This is a genomic window from Leptolyngbya sp. KIOST-1, assembly GCF_000763385.1.
Taxonomy (GTDB): Bacteria; Cyanobacteriota; Cyanobacteriia; order Phormidesmidales; family Phormidesmidaceae; genus Nodosilinea.
Genome location: NZ_JQFA01000002.1, coordinates 3,665,420 through 3,686,313 on the forward strand (window position 1 = coordinate 3,665,420; position 20,894 = coordinate 3,686,313).

A 20,894-nucleotide genomic window follows, 5' to 3' on the forward strand; every position below is an offset into this window, starting at 1 on the left:
AAGCCGCCCAACCCAGACAGCCTATGACTGAGACAGCCACCGCTAAACCATCGATTCTGTGGGGGCCGGTGTGGGGCCTCGCCGCCATGCAGGGGGCGATCACGCTGCTTTGGGTGATCTACAACCTCTACCTGGTGCAGCTGCTGACCCGGCTGGGGTTCCCCCAGGGGTGGGCGGTGGGGCTGCTGGTGGTGGAAAACCTGCTGGCCATGGGGATAGAACCGCTGATGGGCACCTTTTCCGATCGCCTCCAGCACCAGATCGGCACCCGTCTGCCGATCATCAGCCTGGGGGTGGTGCTGACGGCGGGCCTGTTTGTGGTGATTCCGACGGCGCTGGTGTGGGGGCAGGGGGCGCTGCGCTGGGGGCTACCGCTGCTGCTGGTGGCCTGGGCCATGGCGATGGCGGTGTTTCGCAGTCCGGCCCTGTCGCTGCTGGGGCGCTACGCCATGGGCACGCAGCTGCCCCAGGCGGCCAGTATTCTCACCCTGGTGGGCGGAGTGTCTGGGGCGATGGGGCCGCTGGCGGGCCCGTTGATTTTGGGTCTGGGGCCAATGGTGGCGTTTTCCCTGGGGTCAGTGGTGCTGCTGCTGGCGGCCCTGGTGCTGTGGTGGGCAGGGCCGAAGGGAATGGTGGCACCGGCCGAGAACACGGATCCGGCGGCGATCGCGATTTCCTGGGCCAGCCTGGGGCTGGTCTTTGGCACCGGGGTTGGGGTGGGTCTGGGCTTCCGGCTGGTGATGAGCGCCCTGCCCGCCACCCTGAGCGCACGGGTGCCCGACGCCAATCCACCCCTGGTGTTGGGGGCCCTGTTCTTCGCCCTGGCCCTGACGGCGATTCCGGCCGGGCAGCTGGCCCGCCGCCTGGGCAACCGCCGGGCGATGGTCCTGGGACTGAGCGCTATGGCTAGCCTGGCGGTGCTGGTAGGGGCAATTCCCAGTACAGCGGTGGGCATGGTGCTGGCGGCTCTATTTGGGGCGGCGCTCAGCCTGGTTTCCAACGGTACCCTGCCCTTTGCCCTGACCATGGTGCCCCCGGCCCGCGCCGGCCTGGGCACCGGCACCTACTTCAGCGGCGGCGCGCTGGCCGCCAGCCTGGGCGGCGGCCTGTTTGTCAACAGTGGGTTAGGCCCAACCGTGATTACCCTGGTGGCGGCCCTGGCGTTTTTGCTGGCGGGGCTGTGTGTGGGTGCCAGCGGACAGTTGCGTGGGGTGTCGGAGGTCAGAGGTCAGGGGTGAAAGGGTGGGTGTCGAATACCCCTCACGTCTCCATTGCCCCATCTCCTCACCCCGCCATGCCCCGCGTCACTTCCAGATAGACATGCTCCAGCTTCACCGGGCTGCGGGCGATTGAGTCGAGGGGAATGCCCTCAAAGCGATCGATCAAGTCCTTGAGGTCGAGCTGTTCGGGCACCCAAAAGGCCAGGTCGCCGCCGTAGGTGCGGTGGGGGTAGCCGAGCTGCTGGGCGCGGGCAATCGCCCCCTGGGGGTCGCGGGTCTCCACCGTGACAATCTCCTGGGCCGGAATGCGCGATCGCAGCTGCTCCAGCGTCCCCTCGGCCAGCATCTGCCCCTGGCTCAAAATGCCGATCCGCTGGCACAGCCGCTCCACCTCATCCAGCAGGTGGGAGGTCAGCAGCACCGTCACCCCCATCGCCTTAAACTGGCGAATCAGCCCCCAGAGTTCCTGGCGCGCTTCAATATCCAGGCCGGTGGTGGGTTCGTCAAGAATCACCAGCTTGGGGCGGTGCAGCATCGACGCCGCCATGCTCAGCCGCCGCTGCATGCCGCCGCTGAGGCGCTCCACCGGGGTGTGCCGCTGCTCCAGCAGGTTGACCGCCTCCAGACACACCTCGATTCGCCGCAGGCAGTCCCGGCGAGACAGCCCGTAGAGACGGCCCAAAAAGAACAGATTGTCGCTACAGGTGAGACTGCCGTAGAGCAGATTGCTCTGGGGCGTCACCCCCACCAGAGCTTTGGTGGCCTCTCCGGCGGGGCGATCGCCAATCGTGACCGAGCCGCTGTCGGCCCGCAGCAACCCGCAAATAATGTTGATGGTGGTGGTTTTACCGGCGCCGTTGGGGCCGAGCAGGCCGTAGATTTCGCCCGGCTGGAGGTCAAGGCTGAGGTTGTGCAGCACCGACTTAGAGCCATAACGCTTACAAAGGTTTTCAAGCTTTAACATGCGGGGGGGCAACTTTGGGGCCGAAGGTGGCTGCCTTCCCCTGCCGTTGGTTATGCTCAAGACAGGAGGCAGGGAAACGCCCCTGTATCTTATCAGTGAGGACCCTATGGCTGGCGATCGCGAACTGGTCTTGGCCACAAACAAGGCTTTCTACCGTTCCTTTGAGAAGAAGGATATCGAGGCGATGGAGGCCGTCTGGTCGAAAGGCATGGGCTGCCTCTGCATTCACCCCGGCCGCGATGCCCTCAAGGGCTGGCCCGACATCCGCGATGCCTGGGAGCGCATCTTTAAGAACACCAGCTACCTGGAGATTGACACCGACATTCTCACCGTCGAGGTCAGCGGCGACCTGGCCTTCGTGGTGCTGATTGAAAATGTGCTGCAAATCAGCGGCGGCAACTCTGGGAGCGATCGCCTGGCCAGTCGGCGTCTGGAGGCGCGATCGATGGCCACCAACGGGTTTGAGCGGATGGCAGGGCAGTGGTACATGATTCACCACCACGGCAGCCCGGTAGTCGATTGAGCCCTCAGATACCTAGCGCCAACCATAAATCTGAGTGAAAGTCTGACTGGGGGTAGATGTTCTCAAGTAAATTTTTGCCGCAACTTTAACCCCGGTTAACGTCCAGCCGATACTCTGGTTTTAATCTTTGGGGATTTTGGAGAAGGCGATGAGTAGTTTTAGCTCTGATTTAACCGCGCGGGACTACGACGTTAAAATTGGCGATTATTTTAATCGCGGCTGGGAAATTTTTAAGCAAAAAGCCCCTTTGTTTATTCTCTTTACCCTGCTGCTGTTTGTAATTCAGGTGATCATTTCGGCTTTGCCCTACCCCCTGGGATCTCGGAGTGATGAGCCTGTGCCTGGGGGTATTCTCAACTTTGCTTTTAATGTCGTGACGCCAGCGCTGACGGCGGGCTACTACTTTGTTGCGTTTCAGCTGGCTCGGGGGCGCGATGCGGTCTTTGGTGACTTCTTTCAGGGTTTCAACAAGTTTCTACCTATCTTTCTGACGGCTCTGATTTCGGGTATTTTGACTGCCATTGGGTTTGTGCTGTTAGTTTTGCCGGGCATTTACCTGGCCGTAGCGTACCTGTTTGCTCAGCCCCTGGTGATTGACAAGAGCGCTGATTTTTGGCAGGCCATGGAAACTAGCCGCAAACTGATCACCAAAAAGTGGTTCTCGTTCTTTGGCCTGCTGCTGCTGATTCTTTTGCTGAATATGGCCGGGGCCATTGTGGTGGGCATCGGTCTGCTTGTCACCGTGCCCCTGTCGGTCTGCATCATCGCAGCCGCCTACGAAGATATTGTGGGCCTCAACTCCGTGGCCGAGGTTTAGGGCGGTTCATCAACTCTGGCCGAGAACCTTTTACCCCTATCCCACAGGGCTATCCCCACAGCCACTGCCCAAGAAGGTAGCCTCTTGTGGGATGGGCCTCTGGCCTGTCTTGCCCTCATCCGGGAGCAAGACTAATAAGGGCCTCAACCGGGAATCGGTTGAGGCCCTTTGGTTTTGGGCATAACATGCGGCGATCGCACCTATTCCCCCCAGGGATAGATGCGATTAAATCGCTCTGCGGGGCTATTATCGGCGTCTGGCATTTCTAGTGATTTGATGCGATTGTTTAAGCCCTGGCGCGTGCCCCCTGCCGCAGTTTGGATGACAATGTGGTTCCTGCTGGCCCTGGCCATTCGCCTGTCGTTTCTGGTCAGCAAGCCCCTGTGGATGGACGAGGTGGCCACGACCATCTTCTCCCTGGGCAATAGCAGCTACTCCGTGCCCCTCGATCAGGTGATATCCCTGGAGCAGTTGCTGACTCCCCTGCGACCTCGCCCCGAGGCGACGATGGGCAACGCCATTGGCTACCTAATGCAGGAGGACAACCACCCCCCCGCCTACTTCGCCCTGGCCCACCTCTGGATGAACCTCTTTCCCCCGGTGCAGGGGGTGGCCTCGCCCTGGGCGGCGCGCGCCTTGCCCGCCCTGCTGGGAGCCCTGAGCGCCCCGGCGGTTTACCTGGCCGGGTGGCTGGGGTTTCGATCGGTTTTGGCGGGCCAAATCAGCGCCGCCCTGATGGCGGTGTCGCCTTTTGGGGTGGCGATGGCCCAGGAGGCGCGGCACTACGGCATGGCTACCCTGGTTGTCTCGGTGGGGCTGGCCTGCTTTGCCGTTGGCGCCTGGAGTCTGTACGGTGCTGCCACCAAAGAACCCGTCACTGCGCCCATTTCCCCCGCCTTTGGGCTGCTGTGGGTAGGGGTGAATGCACTGGCCATTGCCACCCACTACTTCACGGCGCTGGCGCTGCTGGCCCAGGCGCTGGTGCTGGCGTCGCTGGCCTGGCGACAGGGGCGGGTCAATCCCGCCGTTCTGGGGCAGCGCCCCTGGCGACGGCTGTACTGGGTGATGCTGGGGACTCTGGCCTCGGGGCTGGTGTGGCTGCCGGTGCTGCTCAACTTCTACGGCAGCAGCCAGTCCACCAATCTGGCCATTGACCTCAGCCAGCCCATGCAGTGGTTGGATCCGATCGCGCAGATGCTGGCCGGGCTCATCTTTAAGGTGATCACTCCGATTACCCACGCCCAGGGCGCGATCGGCATTGGGGCTGTGGTGCTGTCGGTGCTGCTGCTGCTGCCGGTGCTGCTGGGGCTGGTGGCGCGACTGGTCCAGGCTCGCCCCCTGATCTGTCGCACCGAGGCCGGTCGGTTTGGGCTGTTTGTCATGGGTGGGTTTGTGCTGGCGGCGATCGCCATTTTTTTTGCGGTCACCTATGGCCTGGCCATGGATATCACCCGGGGCCACCGCTACAACTTTGTCTTTCATCCCGGCGTCATGGTGCTGCTGGGGGGGCTGCTGGCGGTCTACTGGCCAGCAACGCCGGAGACGTCGATTCGTATTCCCTGGACGCCCTGGCGGTTGTCGGGTCGCCGCAGCGTGCAGGTGGTCTGGATGGCGGGGTTGCTCAGTGCTCTGTTCGTCGTCAGCAACCTAGCTTTTGCCAAATACTACGCCCCTGCCCAGTTCGTTCGCACGGTGCAGGCTGAGTCCACCCATCCCGCGCTGGTGGGGTTTCCCAATCCGATTGAACCCCAGCCCACGGTCATCGGCATTGAGTTTCTCAGCATTGGCTGGGAGATCCAGCGCCACTTTCACCCCGATGCCCCCGACAGTCGGTGGTCGGTGCCGCCCCGGTTTTTCCTCTGGACTCTGCCCAGCAACCCCACCATTCCCCCCGAGGAAACCCTGGCCGAGATTCTGGACACCCTGCCACGCCCCTTCGATTTGTGGTTTTTGCACAGCGGTTCAGATCTGAGCAAGTATGGCTGCACCACCGTAACCCAGGCCAGTCGCGGCAGCCATCACTACACCCATTATTTGTGCGGGTTAGAGTAGTTGCTGGCCAGCTGCTTTTGCCGGCATCCCTGTCCGAATGCCCCTGTAGATCAGGGTTTCAACCTGTATTGCTAATCAAAAAACAACAATCGACCTCTGTTCCTAGACCGATCGAGATATCTACCTTTAGGTATATGTTTACGAATGTGTCCTGACCGAAGTATTTGTTAACGACTATCCTTGTATAGGCAAGTGCGTTTACCTGCGATGTCTAGTGCGTGCAGAGTGGAGATTAGGTTAAACCACCATGAGAGATCCCTGGAAGGCTCGGCTCCCCAAGCTGAGGCCAGTGCGACTCAAGTCGGTCAAACTGAAGCCGCTTCACCTCAAGTCGCTGCCATGGCCCAAGTCCTTCGCCCAGCGACCCCTGGCGGAGGGGGCAACTAGCCCCTCGGCCCGCATCAAGGTGTTTGGCGGTCTGGCCTTTGCCAGCCTGCTGCTGGTGCAGGTTTCTGCCGCCCCGTTGAGCGGACGCAGTGGCAAACCCGAGGTTCTGCGCCCAGCCCTGTGGGAGACCACCGGCATGGTACGCCAGTCGATTGTCGATCTGTACCGGGCGCGACGGTTGCTGGTGCAGGCGGCGGTTCCCCCCAGTGCGGCGACCCCTGCCGAGGCCGAAGTAGCGCCAGCCGCTGCCAGTCCCACCCCAGCCGCTCAGCCTGTCGCCGCTGCCCCCAGCCCGACTACTCCGCAGACCAACTCGCGATCGCTGCCCCGGCCCGCCTCGCCGCCCGCCCCCAGTGCCGTCAGCAACTTTGACCCTGGCAAAACCATCGACACCAACCTGGAAATGCGGGTGGCGATCGCCAGAAATTCCTCCAGCCTGGAGGTCGCCACCTCCGTCGATGGCTACCTGATGGATCTCGGCGGCCAAAACTACTGCAACCTGCCTGCCCAGCGCAGTGTGGTGCTGCGCCCCCAGGGGTCGGGCATGTCTGCCGGGGGCTGCACCCTCTCCAGCACCGTGTGGCTGGAGCCCGGCGAGGGTGGCTTTGTGTATGTGGGCAACAGCTGGTACAAGGGCCGGGTACTGCTGATCACCGATGGCTCGGGCCTGATGGCGGTCAACTTTGTGTTGATGCACGACTACCTCAGTAGCGTGGTGGGCAGCGAAATGTACGTCAACTGGCCCCTGGAGGCGCTCAAGGCCCAGGCGGTTGCGGCCCGGTCCTACGCGCTGGTCCACCACGTGCGCCACGCCAAGCGCGCCTACGACCTCGACAACACCCAGCGCTACCAGGCCTACCTGGGCATTGCCAAGGAGACCAATACCACCCAGGCGGCGGTCGCTGCCACCACGGGCGAGTTCATCAGCTACAACGGCGGCATTGTTGAGTCGCTGTATGCGGCTACCGAGGCGATCGTGCAGGCAGCCCACGGCGGCAACGGCATGAGCCAAACCGGAGCAATGGAGCTAGCCGCCAAGGGCTACAACTACAACCAGATCCTCGGCACCTACTACCCCGGCACCAGCCTTTCGCGCCTGGTAGTTGAGTAGGGCAAAGGACCGTCCCCGCTGGGTGTCAGTTAACAAATTGTCAACTTTGCTGAAACGTCCCGTCCCGTTGTGAAGACAACACTTGGGAGAACTTGATTGGTTTCTAAGGGAGGGGACGGTATGGCTTGGCGACAGGCGGCGGGGGGATGCTTAGCGCTACTGCTGGGGGTTCAGGCAATGGCCCTGGCAGACTCCGGTACTGAGCAGAAAGTGCCTGCCCAGACCCTCACCATCCCGGACGAGCCTAGCGACGAAAACCCCCTGCCCTGGTCATCGCTTCTGGAAGGAAATCCTCAATCACCGCTGCTGGGGACAGAGTACAACCGCGTGATGGCAGCCCTGTGGGCCGATCTGAAGGAGGGTTGGGACGTGCGATCGCACCATATCACCACTGCCTGCGATGCCCTGGGTAGCGATATGGCCTACCTGCGCGGTCGCGTGCCCCGCCAGATCGAAGACGCTCACCGTCAGATGGCCCCCTTCCAGACCAAGGCGCTATCTGCACCAGCGCCAGCCCAACGCCCCCCCACTGGCATCAGCTTTAGCATTTTGACCATCGACGACGCCGAGCCCGAAGCGGTGCTGGAGCTGATTCGCGCGGGCGACCCATCCACCTACGCCACCTACGAGCAGTTGCTCTGGCGGTTTGGAGAGCTGGATTTGGCCGCCTACCTGGACGCTGCTCAGGACAACCGGCCCCTCGCCCGAGGCGAATTTCTTGCCCACGTCGAAGTCCTCCACCGGGAACTACAGGATCCCACCCGGGCGATCGCCCAGCACGAGGACTTTTTGAGAGAGGCCGATCGCCACATACAGGACCTGCTGGCCATGCTGCGGGAAGTGCGGCGATCGCTGGCCACCCTGGAGGTCACCAAGTCAAATGTGGCGATCGCGGGGTTGCCCTCCACTACCGCAACAAAGGCCGCTCCCCAGGGGTTGCCCAGGGAGGCGATCGCGTCCCCCATTTCCCAGCCTGCTCGCGCCATCGCCTGGACCACAATACCTGCGATCGCTCTCGAAGACAGCGCTCCCGTCACCCGCCGCGATTTTTTGCTGGCCATGCTGGCGTTGGTAGATCCTTTCACTCAGGTTCTCCATCGCCCTACCTGGTGCGGCGGCTATCGGGTAGAAAGTTTTGCCAACCCTGCCGAGGAAATCGAGCGGGAGATTTGGTATTTGATGCAGGCCCTCGACCAGCTCAACGCAGAAATTTTGACGCTGACAAATGCCCGCAGCCGCTAAAGCCTCGCTGGTGAAACGCTGACCAAACCTACACCTTGATTGATCGTAATCGCTTCATCAGGGCGGGGCGGTTGCTGTAGTTGTCCTTGAGTCGCTCAAAGCGTTGACGGAAGGCGGGCAATTGGCCCTGGTGCTGGGCCAGGTCCCGCAGGTCTCTGAGCAGCTTGGTGGCTTCGTCGTAGGCGTAGGCCTGCTTGACCTGAATTAGGTCCAGCACCCGATCCCAGGTTTGGGTTGCCTTGGGGGCCAGGGCCTCTAGCTCTTTGATCCGCTGCTGTTGGGCGGCGGCCTGCTCCTGCTGTTTACGCCTGGACTCCACATCGTCTGCGATCGCCACCAGTGCCGACAATCGCCGCTGCCCCTGCACTGCCACAGAGGGCGTAGCCAATTCTGCCCCGGCCAGTTCTTTCAGGCGGTTGATCAACTGCAGATCGACGTGGGGTTCGCGCCGCACCAGCTTGATCAAAAATTTCTCGCGCTCTGCCTTGGGTAGCTTGGGTAGCCACTCCTCCAGCGGCGGAGCGGGAGCGAGCTGGAGGCTAGGGCTTGCCTGGGCTGCCGCTGCGACCAGGTCAGTATCCAACTCCACCAGTTCCGCAAAGGCCTTCAGGGGCGGAGTCAACTTTCCTAAGTTGGGGGGCACCGGCGGCTCTAGGGGGTCTTCCTCCAGGTCAACCCCGGCTAGGTTAGGGCACAGCCGCAACCAGGCCAAATACAGCAACCGCAGGTCACCGGCCATCAGGTCATCGCGCAGGGGCAATAGCCGGGGCAGCCAGCCTTCGCCCTCAACCCATCCCATCAGGCCCCCTTCTTCCTGAATCTCGATATTGAGAATCAGGTGGTGGGTGGTGGTAGAAACGGCGATCGCATTCCCAACTTCGTAGGGCGCAAACCATGTGCGATCGACCAATCCCTTGGAAAAGCGAAACATAAACTGCCAGGTGCCCCAGTTGGCGATGTAGAACATCGCGTCGAAGTACTGGGCCAAGATAGCCTCCGGGCCGCCCGGAAAATCGCCGTAGTTATAGACAAAGCTGGCCTGGCTGGGGGTAATGTGGGCTCGGCTGGAGAGCGCTTGCAGGGTATCCTGCTCCTTGGTAGTCAAGGGGCGATCGATAGCTTGAAACTCGTAGTACTGGTACTCACTCATGGGTCGTTAAAGCGTTGCTATCGAGAGAATGAAATGCACATTTCTTGATAACCCTCCAGGTCAAAGGTTGAGTATTCGAACTGCTTGCATATGTGGTCAACTACCTTGTACTGGGCAGTTGTTTTCATCTTAAAGGTAGTCGTTAAGAAAAAAATCCCAATCTCTTCCTCAACGTTGACTGTGACGCTGTCTTGGCTGCTGGTTAACTCGGATGCCGCAAGTCTTAAATACTTTAGATCTTTATCTATTGGCGGCACTGTGGCTGTAATTATTACCTCTACGACCATCGAACCATTCCTGTGTTCGTAAAAGTGTTGGGCTGCTTGTACTCTACATGTTTTAGACACAGAGGTTAGCCCAGAGGATACTAACGATCGCCGTCATAGCGTATTGTTTCTTGTACTTGTATTCGATTTAGCAGAAATTTGCGAAATCAAAGCCTTCTGAACTTTGTCATGTTTCGCAAAGTTCTAGATTGCTGATCTGATCATTTTCTTAAGAGACTGCCCAGCGGCCTGTGCCTCACCCCAGAATAGCTAGGCATGGTCTATGCATGTCCCCTGTTTGAGTTCCATCGTTTTGCCCGATAAATCAATGACCCCAACCCAACCGCCCCAAGCCCAAGGTCTCTACCACCCGCAGTACGAGCACGATGCCTGCGGCGTAGGTTTCATTGTCCATATGAAAGGTGCTCAGTCCCACAGCATTGTGCAGCAGGGACTGACTATTCTGGTCAACCTGGAACACCGGGGCGCGGTGGGGGCCGAAGCCAATACCGGCGACGGGGCGGGCATTTTGCTGCAAATGCCCCACAAATTTATGGCCAAGGTGGCGGCGGCAGAGGGCATTACCCTGCCTGCACCCGGTCAATACGGGGTGGGCTTCTTCTTCTCATCGCCGGATGCGGGCGATCGCGAGAAGGGTCGCCGCTTGTTTGAGCGCGTCGTGCAGGAAGAAGGCCAAAAAGTACTGGGCTGGCGCGACGTGCCCACCGACAACACCTCCCTGGGCGAGACCGCCAAGGCCAGCGAGCCGTTTATGCAGCAGGTGTTCATTGGGCGGTCTAGTGACCTGGCCGACGACCAGGCCTTTGAGCGCAAACTCTACATCATTCGCAAGCGGGCGCACTCCGCCATTCACTCGACCGGAATTGACCCCTACCTGTACGCCACCAGCCTCTCCTGCCGCACGGTGGTCTACAAGGGCATGCTCACCACAGAGCAGGTGGGGCTCTACTTCCCCGACCTGGCCGACACCGACATGGAAAGCGCCCTAGCCCTGGTGCACTCGCGCTTTAGCACCAACACCTTCCCCAGCTGGGAGCGGGCGCACCCCTACCGCTACGTGGCCCACAACGGCGAAATCAACACCCTGCGCGGCAACATCAACTGGATGTATGCGCGCCAATCCATGTTTGAGTCGGCGCTGTTTGGCGACAGCCTTGATCGCGCCCAGCCGCTGATTAATAAGGAAGGTAGCGACTCCGGCATCTTCGACAATACCCTGGAGCTGATGACCCTGGCGGGCCGCTCGCTGCCCCACGCCGTGATGATGATGATTCCGGAGCCCTGGACCGCCCACGAGTCCATGAGCGCCGAGAAAAAGGCCTTCTACGAATACCACGCCTGTCTGATGGAGCCCTGGGACGGCCCCGCCTCGATCGCCTTCACCGACGGCACCATGATGGGCGCGGTGCTCGATCGCAACGGTTTGCGTCCCTCCCGCTACACCGTCACCAAAGACGACCTAGTGATCATGGCCTCGGAAGCGGGGGTGCTGCCGATCGCCCCGGAGAATGTCGCCTACAAGGGCCGCCTGGAGCCGGGCCGCATGTTCCTGGTGAATATGGACGAGGGCCGAATTGTCTCCGACGAAGAGATCAAGCAGCAGATCGCCACGGAAAATCCCTACCGGGAGTGGCTGGATTGCCATCTCATTCGCCTAGCCGATTTGCCGGAAGCAGATACCCCCGTACGGGCGCACAGCAGTGCGCCCCAACCCAACCCCGATTCCCCCGTACGGGCGCACAGCAGTGCGCCCCTTCCTACCCTCCAAACCGCCTTCGGCTACACCTTCGAGGAACTGCGGCTACTGCTGAAACCGATGGCCGAAAACGGCGTCGAGGCGATCGGGGCCATGGGCACCGACACGCCGCTGCCCGTGCTCTCCAACAAGCCCCGGCTGCTGTACGACTACTTCCACCAGCTGTTTGCCCAGGTCACCAACCCGCCCATCGACTCCATCCGCGAGGCGATTATCACCTCCGCCGATACCACCATCGGCAGCGAGCGCAACCTGCTGAAGCCCGAGCCCGAGAGCTGTCGGCTGATCAACTTGAAGACGCCGATCATCACCAATGCGGAGCTGGCGAAGCTGAAAAACGCTGGCGAGAGCGGATTCCCCTCGGTGACGCTGCCGATCGTGTTCCCAGCGGCTGAGGGAGAAGCCGGGCTAAAGGCGGCGCTGGATCGGATCTGTGAGGCGGCGGATGGGGCTATTGCCAGCGGCACTAGTCTAATTATTCTGAGCGATCGCACCCTCGACGCCACCCACGCCCCCATCCCCGCTCTGCTGGCCGTCGCTGGCCTGCACCACCACCTGATCCGCAACGGCACCCGCACCCGCGTCGGCATCGTCCTGGAGTCGGGCGAACCCCGCGAGGTCCACCACTTCGCGACGCTGATCGGCTACGGCTGCGGCGCGATCAACCCCTACCTGGTGTTCGACACCTTTGAGGGCATGATTGCCGACCAGCTTCTGCCGCCGATGGAGCTGGAGAAAGCCTGCCAGAACTTTATCAAGGCCGTCACCAAAGGGGTGATCAAAATTGCCTCCAAGATCGGCATTTCCACTATCCAGAGCTATCGCGGCGCGCAGATCTTCGAAGCCCTGGGCCTCAACCAGGCCGTCGTTGACCAGTACTTTACCTGGACCGCCTCCCGCATTCAGGGGGTGGGCCTCGACGTGCTGGCCGAGGAAGCCCTCAAGCGCCACCGCCACGCATTCCCCGATCGCCCCAGCGATCGCGTCACCCTGGATGTCGGCGGCGACTACCAGTGGCGCAAGGAAGGGGAAGCCCACCTGTTTAGCCCCGAAATCATTCACTCCCTGCAGAAGGCGGTGCGGCTGGGGGACTACGAGGCTTACAAGCGCTACGCCGCCCTGGTCAACGAGCAGGAGAAGCAGCTGTTCCGCCTGCGGGATCTGCTGCAATTCAAGCAGCGGGAGCCGATTCCCCTTGATGAGGTGGAACCCGTGGAGGCGATCACCCGCCGGTTCAAGACTGGAGCCATGAGCTACGGGTCGATCTCCAAGGAGGCCCACGAGGCACTGGCGATCGCCATGAACCGCCTCGGCGGCAAGTCTAACACCGGGGAGGGCGGCGAAGACCCCGAGCGCTACACCTGGACCAACGAAAAGGGCGACTCCAAAAACAGCGCCATCAAGCAGGTGGCCTCCGGTCGCTTCGGCGTCACCAGCCTCTACCTCTCCCAGGCTAAGGAGATCCAGATCAAAATGGCCCAGGGGGCCAAACCGGGCGAAGGCGGACAACTGCCGGGCCGCAAGGTCTACCCCTGGATCGCCAAAACCCGCCACTCCACCCCCGGCGTGGGCCTGATCTCGCCGCCGCCCCACCACGACATCTACTCGATTGAAGACCTGGCGGAGCTGATCCACGACCTCAAAAACGCCAACCGCGACGCCCGCATCAACGTCAAGCTGGTGTCGGAGGTGGGCGTCGGCACCATCGCCGCCGGGGTGGCCAAGGCCCACGCCGACGTGATTCTGATCGCCGGGTTCGACGGCGGCACCGGGGCTTCCCCCCAGACCTCCATCAAGCACGCCGGGCTGCCCTGGGAGCTGGGCCTGGCGGAAACCCACCAAACCCTGGTGCTCAACAACCTGCGCAGCCGGGTGGTGGTGGAGACCGACGGCCAGATGAAGACCGGGCGCGACGTGGTGATCGCCGCCCTGCTGGGGGCCGAAGAGTTTGGCTTCTCCACCGCGCCCCTGGTCTCCATGGGCTGCATCATGATGCGGGTCTGCCACCTGAACACCTGCCCGGTGGGCGTCGCCACCCAGGATCCCGAGCTGCGCAAGCACTTTATGGGCGACCCCGACCACGTGGTCAACTTCATGACCTTCATTGCCCAGGAAATGCGGGAATGGATGGCCCAGCTGGGCTTCCGCACCCTGGATGAGATGGTGGGCCGCACCGACGTGCTAGAGCCGAAGGCGGCGATCGCCCACTGGAAAGCTAAGGGCCTCGACCTCTCCCCCATCCTCCACCAGCCGGAGGTTGGCCCCGAGGTGGGTCGCTACTGTCAGATGGCCCAGGATCACGGCCTGGAGCAATCTCTGGATATGACCACCCTGCTGGATCTGTGCGCCCCCGCCATTGAGCGGGGCGAAAAGGTCAGCGCCACCCTGCCGATCCAAAACGTCAACCGCGTCGTCGGCACCATCCTCGGCAACGAAATCACCAAGCGCCACTGGGAAGGACTACCGGAGGACACCGTTCACCTCCACTTCCAGGGCAGCGCTGGGCAAAGCTTTGGAGCCTTTGTGCCTAGGGGCGTCACCCTCGAACTCGAAGGCGAAGCCAACGACTACCTGGGCAAAGGCATCAGCGGCGGCAAGCTGGTGGTCTACCCGCCCAAGCAGTCCACTTTTGTGCCTGCCGAAAACATCATCACCGGCAATGTCGCCTTCTACGGGGCTACCAGCGGCGAAGCCTACATTCGTGGCTTAGCTGGCGAGCGCTTCTGCGTACGCAACTCCGGCGTTACCGCCGTTGTGGAAGGGGTGGGCGACCATGCCTGCGAATACATGACCGGCGGCAAGGCGATCGTGCTGGGAGTAACGGGGCGCAACTTCGCAGCGGGCATGAGCGGCGGCGTCGCCTACGTGCTGGATGAAACCGGGGACTTCGCCACCCGCTGCAACACTGAAATGGTGGATCTGGAGCGGCTGGAAAACCCAGAGGACATCCGCGACCTGCAAGATCTGATCCAGCGCCATGTTGACTACACCCAGAGCAAGCGGGGGAGCACGCTGCTGGCCGACTGGGAGAACACCGTGCCCAAGTTTGTGAAGGTGATGCCCCGCGACTACAAGCGGGTGCTGCAACACATCCAAAAAGCTCTGGCCGATGGGCTGACCGGCGACGATGCCCTCACGGCAGCGTTTGAAGAAAACGCCCGCGACGTCGCCCGCATCGGAGGGAGTTAGGGGTTAGGGATGAATTGCAGGGTGAGGGGTACCGCCTGATTTTTGGTCGGCATTACCCCTACCCTACAAGGCTTAATTGACGCTCTATGCCAGAATTAGCATAGTGAGGGTGTAAGTGCTTTGTTAAAGCCAGTTGAATGGGTCGGCAGCTCTCTTGAAGATTTAAAGGAGTTTCCAGAAGAGGTTCGGCAAGATCTTGGCTACGCCTTGTACTTGGCTCAATGTGGAGAAAAACACCCTTCAGCCAAGCCTCTCAAAGGTTTTAAGGGAGCTGGGGTGCTTGAAGTTGTAGAAAACTTCGACGGAGACACCTATCGAGCCGTTTACACCGTAAAACTAGCTGGTGTGCTTTACGTCTTACACATCTTTCAAAAGAAGTCTAAACAGGGCATTGCCACCCCAAAGCAAGATATCGAACTGATCGGTATAAGACTTAAACGTGCTCAAGAGCATTACTCAGAAAATTACAGTGGTTAGAAGGAGCAGGAGGAAATGACTCAACCTATTAGTGTTCAGACAGGTAGTGGCAATGTATTTGCAGATTTAGAGCTAGACAATTCCGATGAATTGCTGGTCAAAGCAGAGCTTGCTCGTAAGATCAGCGGCATTGTTACTAACCAAAACATGACGCAAGCTGAGGCAGCGGAGCTTTTAGGCATCGACCAACCCAAGGTGTCAGCCTTGATCAACGGCAAATTATCAGGTTTTTCAACGACTCGGTTATTTCGGTTTCTAAATGCCCTTGGACGTGATGTAGAAATCGTGGTGAAGCCAAAATCTTTGCCGCAAGCACAAACGCGAGTCATTGCCTCATAACCTCAGAGTAAGGTATGAATAAGCCTCAAACCGTTAAAGCCCTTGAAGAACTTGGCAGAGTTCGACTCTCCAAGAGCTTTTTTATGCGGGAATTTCTCTATTCTGAGATTTCCCAAATTGAAGGTATCCCTAATATCCCAGACGATCCGGATTTAGCGATTGAGGCTGGTCGAAATCTTTGTGAAAAAGTTCTAGAGCCTATTCAGGATGCTTTGGGACGAATCACTATTCGTTCTGCTTACCGATCCTGCGAGGTTAATGCCAAAGGAGCAGAAAACAAGAATCAATACAATTGTGCAAGCAGTGAGGCAAACTACGCAGCCCATATTTGGGACAGACGAGATGAAAAAGGTTTTATGGGAGCTACAGCTTGTATAATTGTCACCTCATTTATTCCCTACTATGAATCTACGCACGACTGGCCAGCCCTTGCCTGGTGGATTCATGACAACATTGCTGACTATGCCAAAATGATCTTCTTCCCAAAGTACGCTGCCTTTAATATCTCTTGGCACGAAGATCCTAACTACCCTAAGAGTACCTACGGCCAGGTTGCCAACCCTGCTACTGGAAAGAAGGGGTATTTGACAAAGCAGGGCATGTATAACTTTGAAGGCGATCACAGCGAATTCTACAAACCTTTCTTGATGGATCTGAAGCCTAAATAGCGTGTGAACGGCCGAGCAGCAGGCGCTTTGCTTTCTGCAAGACCTTAACTGCTTAGATCAAGCTCAAAACTATGCTGCACTATCTGAGTAGTTGTAGACAGGAACCTGAACAAAGTGATCGGGTTTTGCTTCCCCCAAGATCGTCTTTTGCAAACGTTCTACCGTGGATGGAGAAAAAAACTGCTCTCCGGTTTCCTCATTGACTCGAGCAGGAACATTTTCAATCAAGATAAATTGACCGTTGATATTCAGGGTATACGTGACATTCTTTTCGACTAGGGTTTCTTGCCATTCAGTTTTCATCTTCAACCGATCTCCTTTTCGTAAAATCGCTGTTCCACTTTTCGGCTTCAGGTTCGTACAAAGTAACGATCTTAATGATTGGACGGGAGGGATAACTGCATTGAATATGAAGAGGACGCTGGGATTGAGTAAATCCCAAAATCAAACAGCTTGGCCCGTATTTATCATCTGGATAGTCTTCGATAATGTGATCACTCGCGATCGCCTCTCTCACCTCCCGCACCAAAATCCGACGCACAATGGACTGATCAACCGCATGCTTAGAAAACTCGAATTGGTCTTCAGTAAACTTTTGACGGTATGCTCTCGATACTTACAGCCATGGCAGCCATTCTAGCGCCTAGGGTGAGGCAGAGCTTCAGCAGAGCCTAGTCCCAGAGCAATTGTAGGTTGGGTGGAACGGAGTGAAACCCAACGCCCAGACTCCGCAATGTTGGGTTCCGCTGACGCTTCACCCAACCTACAGCAATCGAATTTTCACCAGCAATAAAACAACCACCTTCAGGACAACCACCATGGGAAAACCGACTGGCTTTATGGAATACCTGCGGGAAGTGGCGCAAGAAGTCGCCCCCGCCGATCGCATTCGCAACTGGGACGAGTTCCACCTGCCCATGCCGGAGGAAAACCTCCGCACCCAGGGGGCGCGCTGCATGGATTGCGGCACCCCCTTCTGCCACACCGGCATGACCATCAGCGGCATGGCCAGCGGCTGCCCCATCAACAACCTGATCCCCGAGTGGAACGACCTGGTCTATCGAGGTCTGTGGGAAGAAGCCCTGGAACGCCTGCACAAGACCAACAACTTCCCCGAGTTCACCGGGCGCGTCTGCCCCGCCCCCTGCGAGGGCTCCTGCGTGCTGGGCATCACCAGCCCCCCGGTGACGATTAAAAATATTGAGTATTCCATCGCCGAAAAGGGTTGGGAGTCGGGCTGGATTGTCCCCAACCCGCCGAAACAGCGCACCGGCAAGAAAGTTGCCGTAATTGGCTCCGGCCCCGCTGGTCTCGCCGCCGCCGCCCAGCTCAACTCGGCGGGCCACTGGGTCACCGTGTACGAACGGGCCGATCGCCCCGGTGGGCTGCTCATGTACGGCATCCCCAACATGAAGCTGGACAAAAAAGAAGTCGTCCAGCGTCGGCTCGACGTGCTGGAGGCCGAGGGCGTCACCTTTGTGTGCAACACCGAAGTGGGCAAGGACATTTCTGCTGAAAACCTGCTGAAGGAGTTTGACTCGGTGGTGCTCTGCACCGGCTCCACCAAGCCCCGCGACCTGCCCATTGAGGGGCGCGAGCTGAAGGGCATTCACTTTGCCATGGAATTTCTCACCGCCAACACCCAGGCGGTGCTGGATGGCTACCCCGGCAACGACTACATCTCGGCGGCCAATAAAGACGTGGTGATCATCGGCGGCGGCGACACGGGCACCGACTGCGTGGGCACCTCCATTCGCCACGGCTGCAACAGCGTCACCCAGGTGGAGATCATGCCCCAGCCGCCGGAGACGCGATCGGCAGCGAACCCCTGGCCCGAGTGGCCCAAGGTCTACAAAATGGACTACGGCCAGGAGGAAGCCGCCGCCATGTTTGGCGATGACCCCCGCGCCTACCTGACCACCGCCACCAAGTTCGAGGGTGACGAGCAGGGCAACGTGAAGGCCGTTCATACCGTGCAGATTCAGTGGGGCAAGGACGAGAACGGGCGCTTCGTGCCCCAGAACGTGCCCGGCACCGAGAAGGTGATCCCCGCCCAGCTGGTGCTGCTGGCCATGGGCTTCCTCGGCCCCGAGCAGTCGCTGATCGATGCCCTGGGGCTGGAGAAAGATGGCCGCAGTAACGTCAAGGCCGAGCACGAGCAGTACACCACGTCGATTCCGGGGGTGTTTGCGGCTGGGGATTGTCGTCGAGGGCAGAGCCTGGTGGTGTGGGCGATCAATGAGGGTAGAGGGGCGGCAAGGGAGTGCGATCGCTACCTGATGGGCACCACCGAACTGCCCTAGTACTGGAAGGCAGAAGGATGAAGGGGCACTGGTCTGTTAAGAGGAGATACGTGGAAACTCTCTCATACAAAGGACTTCTTGAGTAGATAGCGGACGATGACAAAGGCCGATCGCCATCGCTAGAGTCGTTTGTTGACCAAGACCCCAATGGGGCCTGACCCAGTTGTGGAGGATCCGCTGGACATCTAAGGCCCGCTGCAATCCGGCTTGGGTTTTGGCATAGAGGTTTTGACGCCGACGATAGGCGCTGCATCGTCGCCTCAGTGCTGCATTATGAGTCTCGTTATGATTGGCATGCACCTCAGCCAGCGGGCTGAGCGCAGTGTAAGGATGCTCTGGCCTCACCCAGACAACCGGCCGCAGACCTTGAGACCCTTTGATTTTTGTGGCGACTTCAAGTCCAGGCCCGAGGATTCTATCAGAATCCTCGGGCTTGCAGCTATTTCCGCTTCGGCTAAGTATCCCTACAGAGGGGTCAAGCATTTACCAACCTAGCTCCATAGCAGGAGGAAGGGGCATCTTGTGGTTTTTAAGATGCACTTACAGATTGCCGCCGATTTCTTCTACAGGAGTAGTGACTTAGTATGAACAGTATGAACAGCGAGCAGAAGTGTGCATTGGCACTGGGAATCATCTTTACCTTTTTAGGCATTGCTGGTTTTATTCCCGCTCTGATAAACCTCCCTACCCAAGGCATGGGATCTAGCGTTCCGCTAGACACAAGCTCAGTTCCTATTAGCGGTGGGGCTGACTATATGGCCGCTTACCTAAGAGGTTTTGGCTATTTGTTTGGGCTTTTTCCGACCAACCTACTGCACAACATGGTGCACCTAGCCATTGGCGGCTTTGGGCTGTTTTCGGCTACGGGTAAAGAAGGAGCCTTTCGATACAATCGCTTCTTTGCCATCAGCTATTTGCTGCTTGCCGTTATGGGGTTGATTCCGCTCTCCAATACCCTCTTTGGCATCATGCCCATCTTTGGCAACAACGTTTGGTTTAATGCTTTAACTGGGGCGATCGCCGCTTACTTCGCCTTCGTCTGGCACCCCAACCATCCCGAATCAACGGCTCCGTCTACCCAGTAGTCGGGCCCAGTAGTCGGGCTAAAAGCGCGGCCATCATCTGGCCCTTTGAGTCAATTCTATAAGCGTCAGCTCTGACCCTAAGCGCACGGCAATGTTTGACCGTGCGCTTATTGTGTTCTCAGCCTCAGCTTTTCAAGCAGGGGTATATTAACTACTCACTAAGAACTGAGAAACACAAAACCTACTTGTTTCGACTCAAGGTTTCTGAAGGGAGTTCGCCAAACATTTGCCTATAGTCTTTGGCAAAGTACCCTAAATGATAAAAGCCAAATTGGGTTGCCACATCAGTCACATTCCTTGCCCCTGGGGCACTTGCCTTTAGCACTCGATAGCTGCTTTGCAACCGCAAGATTTTTAAGTAAGCCATGGGGCTGATGCCAAACATTTCCTGAAATCCGTAGCAGAGGGCTCGAGTGCTGGTGCCTAGGGCCTCGCATAGATCAGTCAGGGTCAGGGCCTGATCCATATGCGATCGCATGTAATCATCGGCCTGCTTAACCAGTTTAGAACGGCGAAAGAATTTGGCTGAAGTCCAGTGCTCCTGCTGGGTTGGCAATGACGCAATAAATAGAGGCAGAAAGTCTTGCACAATGAGTTGCTGGAAGTCTGGCTTTTGCAATAGTGGCGACCGCCGAACCAGTAAGTTGTAAATTTGCTTCAGGTAGGTACGCAAGAAGGGAAATGAATCTGGCATATAAGCATAATTACAGCTTAAAAACTTGTTGTCTAATTCTAGGCGATCCATAGTTTGGGTACAGGCATCAAAGGTGTCTGGCTGTATGTAAACGGCGCAATAGGTACAGCCCCCAGGAAAGATCAGATCTGCCTCACGGTTGGCATCAAATCCAAATAGATAATCTTCCGTGATGAATCGGCTGCTTTCTATGCCGTGTTGCCCACTACTTTGGAGAATCATTGAAAAGCTTAAAAAACCTCTTTGTTTTTGGCCAACCGCTTTAAGGTTGCGGCTTACATGATTGAAATTAAAGTGAATCGTGCCTAAATTGAGAGCCGCTGATTCACATCTAAAAGGTCCGCACTCCAAGGGCGTCAGGCGAACATCCTCAGGCAAAAATACTGCTAGTTCGTCAATATCTTGAAATTGATGAAGCGATATAGCGCTCGGAGGCGTGTTTTGCAAAGGTTGAGGACTGGGGTCCTGGAGCGATTTCATGTCTTACCAAAGTAGTGAAACCTTCTTCGAGAAAACACCACTGAAACATAGATTTCCGGCTAGACTTCTTCAGGATTCTTAATATTCACTTTCGCTATCTTGCAATTTTTGGATAGCCATCATTTTAGCTGGATTTTATGCTGATGCCTT

The 20,894-nt window shown here is 58.5% G+C and carries 16 protein-coding genes and 2 pseudogenes; 12 read left to right on the forward strand and 6 right to left on the reverse strand.

Annotation, left to right across the window (positions count from 1 at the left end):
* Positions 1-23: 23 nt before the first annotated feature.
* Positions 24-1,238, forward strand: a complete 1,215-nt coding sequence (locus NF78_RS16205; RefSeq protein ID WP_035987935.1) for an MFS transporter — start codon at positions 24-26, stop codon at positions 1,236-1,238.
* Positions 1,239-1,284: 46 nt separating this feature from the next.
* Here the strand turns inward: NF78_RS16205 and NF78_RS16210 are convergent, their stop codons facing one another.
* Entirely contained in the window at positions 1,285-2,184 is a 900-nt protein-coding gene (locus tag NF78_RS16210) for an ABC transporter ATP-binding protein (protein ID WP_035987937.1), read from the reverse strand.
* Positions 2,185-2,290: 106 nt separating this feature from the next.
* On the opposite strand from NF78_RS16210, the gene NF78_RS16215 reads away from it, so the two are divergent.
* From NF78_RS16215 to NF78_RS16235, 5 genes are all read left to right on the forward strand, one after another.
* Complete coding sequence (locus tag NF78_RS16215) at positions 2,291-2,707, forward strand: nuclear transport factor 2 family protein (RefSeq protein ID WP_035990002.1); 417 nt, start codon at positions 2,291-2,293, stop codon at positions 2,705-2,707.
* A gap of 148 nt (positions 2,708-2,855) precedes the next feature.
* Positions 2,856-3,524 carry a hypothetical protein gene (locus NF78_RS16220; protein WP_035987939.1) on the forward strand — a complete coding sequence of 223 codons (669 nt, stop codon included), beginning with the start codon at positions 2,856-2,858 and terminating at the stop codon, positions 3,522-3,524.
* Positions 3,525-3,845: 321 nt separating this feature from the next.
* Positions 3,846-5,576: a glycosyltransferase gene (locus tag NF78_RS16225; protein ID WP_156119795.1), complete on the forward strand. Its 1,731-nt coding sequence runs from the start codon at positions 3,846-3,848 to the stop codon at positions 5,574-5,576.
* Between the two features lie 247 nt (positions 5,577-5,823).
* The gene (locus tag NF78_RS16230) at positions 5,824-7,074 is read left to right on the forward strand and encodes a SpoIID/LytB domain-containing protein (protein WP_225885317.1); all 1,251 of its coding nucleotides are present in this window, start codon (positions 5,824-5,826) and stop codon (positions 7,072-7,074) included.
* 120 nt (positions 7,075-7,194) lie between these two features.
* On the forward strand, positions 7,195-8,316 hold the full coding sequence (locus NF78_RS16235) for a hypothetical protein (protein ID WP_156119796.1): 1,122 nt from the start codon (positions 7,195-7,197) through the stop codon (positions 8,314-8,316).
* A gap of 28 nt (positions 8,317-8,344) precedes the next feature.
* On the opposite strand, the gene NF78_RS16240 is transcribed toward NF78_RS16235, so the two are convergent.
* Entirely contained in the window at positions 8,345-9,466 is a 1,122-nt protein-coding gene (locus tag NF78_RS16240) for a hypothetical protein (RefSeq protein WP_035987943.1), read from the reverse strand.
* Positions 9,467-10,060: 594 nt separating this feature from the next.
* Between NF78_RS16240 and gltB the strand changes: the two genes are divergently transcribed.
* From gltB to NF78_RS16265, 4 genes are all read left to right on the forward strand, one after another.
* On the forward strand, positions 10,061-14,698 hold the full coding sequence (gltB, locus tag NF78_RS16250; protein ID WP_035987946.1) for a glutamate synthase large subunit: 4,638 nt from the start codon (positions 10,061-10,063) through the stop codon (positions 14,696-14,698).
* A gap of 120 nt (positions 14,699-14,818) precedes the next feature.
* Entirely contained in the window at positions 14,819-15,175 is a 357-nt protein-coding gene (locus tag NF78_RS16255; RefSeq protein ID WP_035987948.1) for a type II toxin-antitoxin system RelE/ParE family toxin, read from the forward strand.
* A 15-nt stretch (positions 15,176-15,190) separates the two neighbouring features.
* A complete protein-coding gene (locus NF78_RS16260; RefSeq protein WP_035987950.1) occupies positions 15,191-15,514 on the forward strand; it encodes a helix-turn-helix domain-containing protein in 324 nt (107 codons plus the stop codon).
* A gap of 14 nt (positions 15,515-15,528) precedes the next feature.
* A complete protein-coding gene (locus tag NF78_RS16265; RefSeq protein WP_035987952.1) occupies positions 15,529-16,182 on the forward strand; it encodes a peptidase M15 in 654 nt (217 codons plus the stop codon).
* 69 nt (positions 16,183-16,251) lie between these two features.
* Here NF78_RS16265 and NF78_RS16270 read toward each other — a convergent pair whose 3' ends face one another.
* Complete coding sequence (locus NF78_RS16270; protein WP_035987954.1) at positions 16,252-16,485, reverse strand: YgiT-type zinc finger protein; 234 nt, start codon at positions 16,483-16,485, stop codon at positions 16,252-16,254.
* A pseudogene (locus NF78_RS33530) lies at positions 16,475-16,741 on the reverse strand (DUF4258 domain-containing protein); the annotation flags it as partial. The pseudogene NF78_RS33530 and the gene NF78_RS16270, both read right to left, overlap by 11 nt.
* A gap of 259 nt (positions 16,742-17,000) precedes the next feature.
* Between NF78_RS33530 and NF78_RS16275 the strand changes: the two are divergent.
* Positions 17,001-18,485: a glutamate synthase subunit beta gene (locus NF78_RS16275; RefSeq protein ID WP_035987956.1), complete on the forward strand. Its 1,485-nt coding sequence runs from the start codon at positions 17,001-17,003 to the stop codon at positions 18,483-18,485.
* Positions 18,486-18,521: 36 nt separating this feature from the next.
* On the opposite strand, the pseudogene NF78_RS31230 reads toward NF78_RS16275, so the two are convergent.
* Positions 18,522-18,932: pseudogene (locus NF78_RS31230) on the reverse strand (IS1 family transposase); the annotation flags it as partial.
* A 146-nt stretch (positions 18,933-19,078) separates the two neighbouring features.
* Between NF78_RS31230 and NF78_RS16280 the strand changes: the two are divergent.
* Complete coding sequence (locus NF78_RS16280) at positions 19,079-19,570, forward strand: DUF4383 domain-containing protein (protein ID WP_052050681.1); 492 nt, start codon at positions 19,079-19,081, stop codon at positions 19,568-19,570.
* Positions 19,571-19,751: 181 nt separating this feature from the next.
* Here NF78_RS16280 and NF78_RS33265 read toward each other — a convergent pair whose 3' ends face one another.
* Positions 19,752-20,744 carry a helix-turn-helix domain-containing protein gene (locus NF78_RS33265; protein WP_081972661.1) on the reverse strand — a complete coding sequence of 331 codons (993 nt, stop codon included), beginning with the start codon at positions 20,742-20,744 and terminating at the stop codon, positions 19,752-19,754.
* Positions 20,745-20,894: the final 150 nt, after the last annotated feature.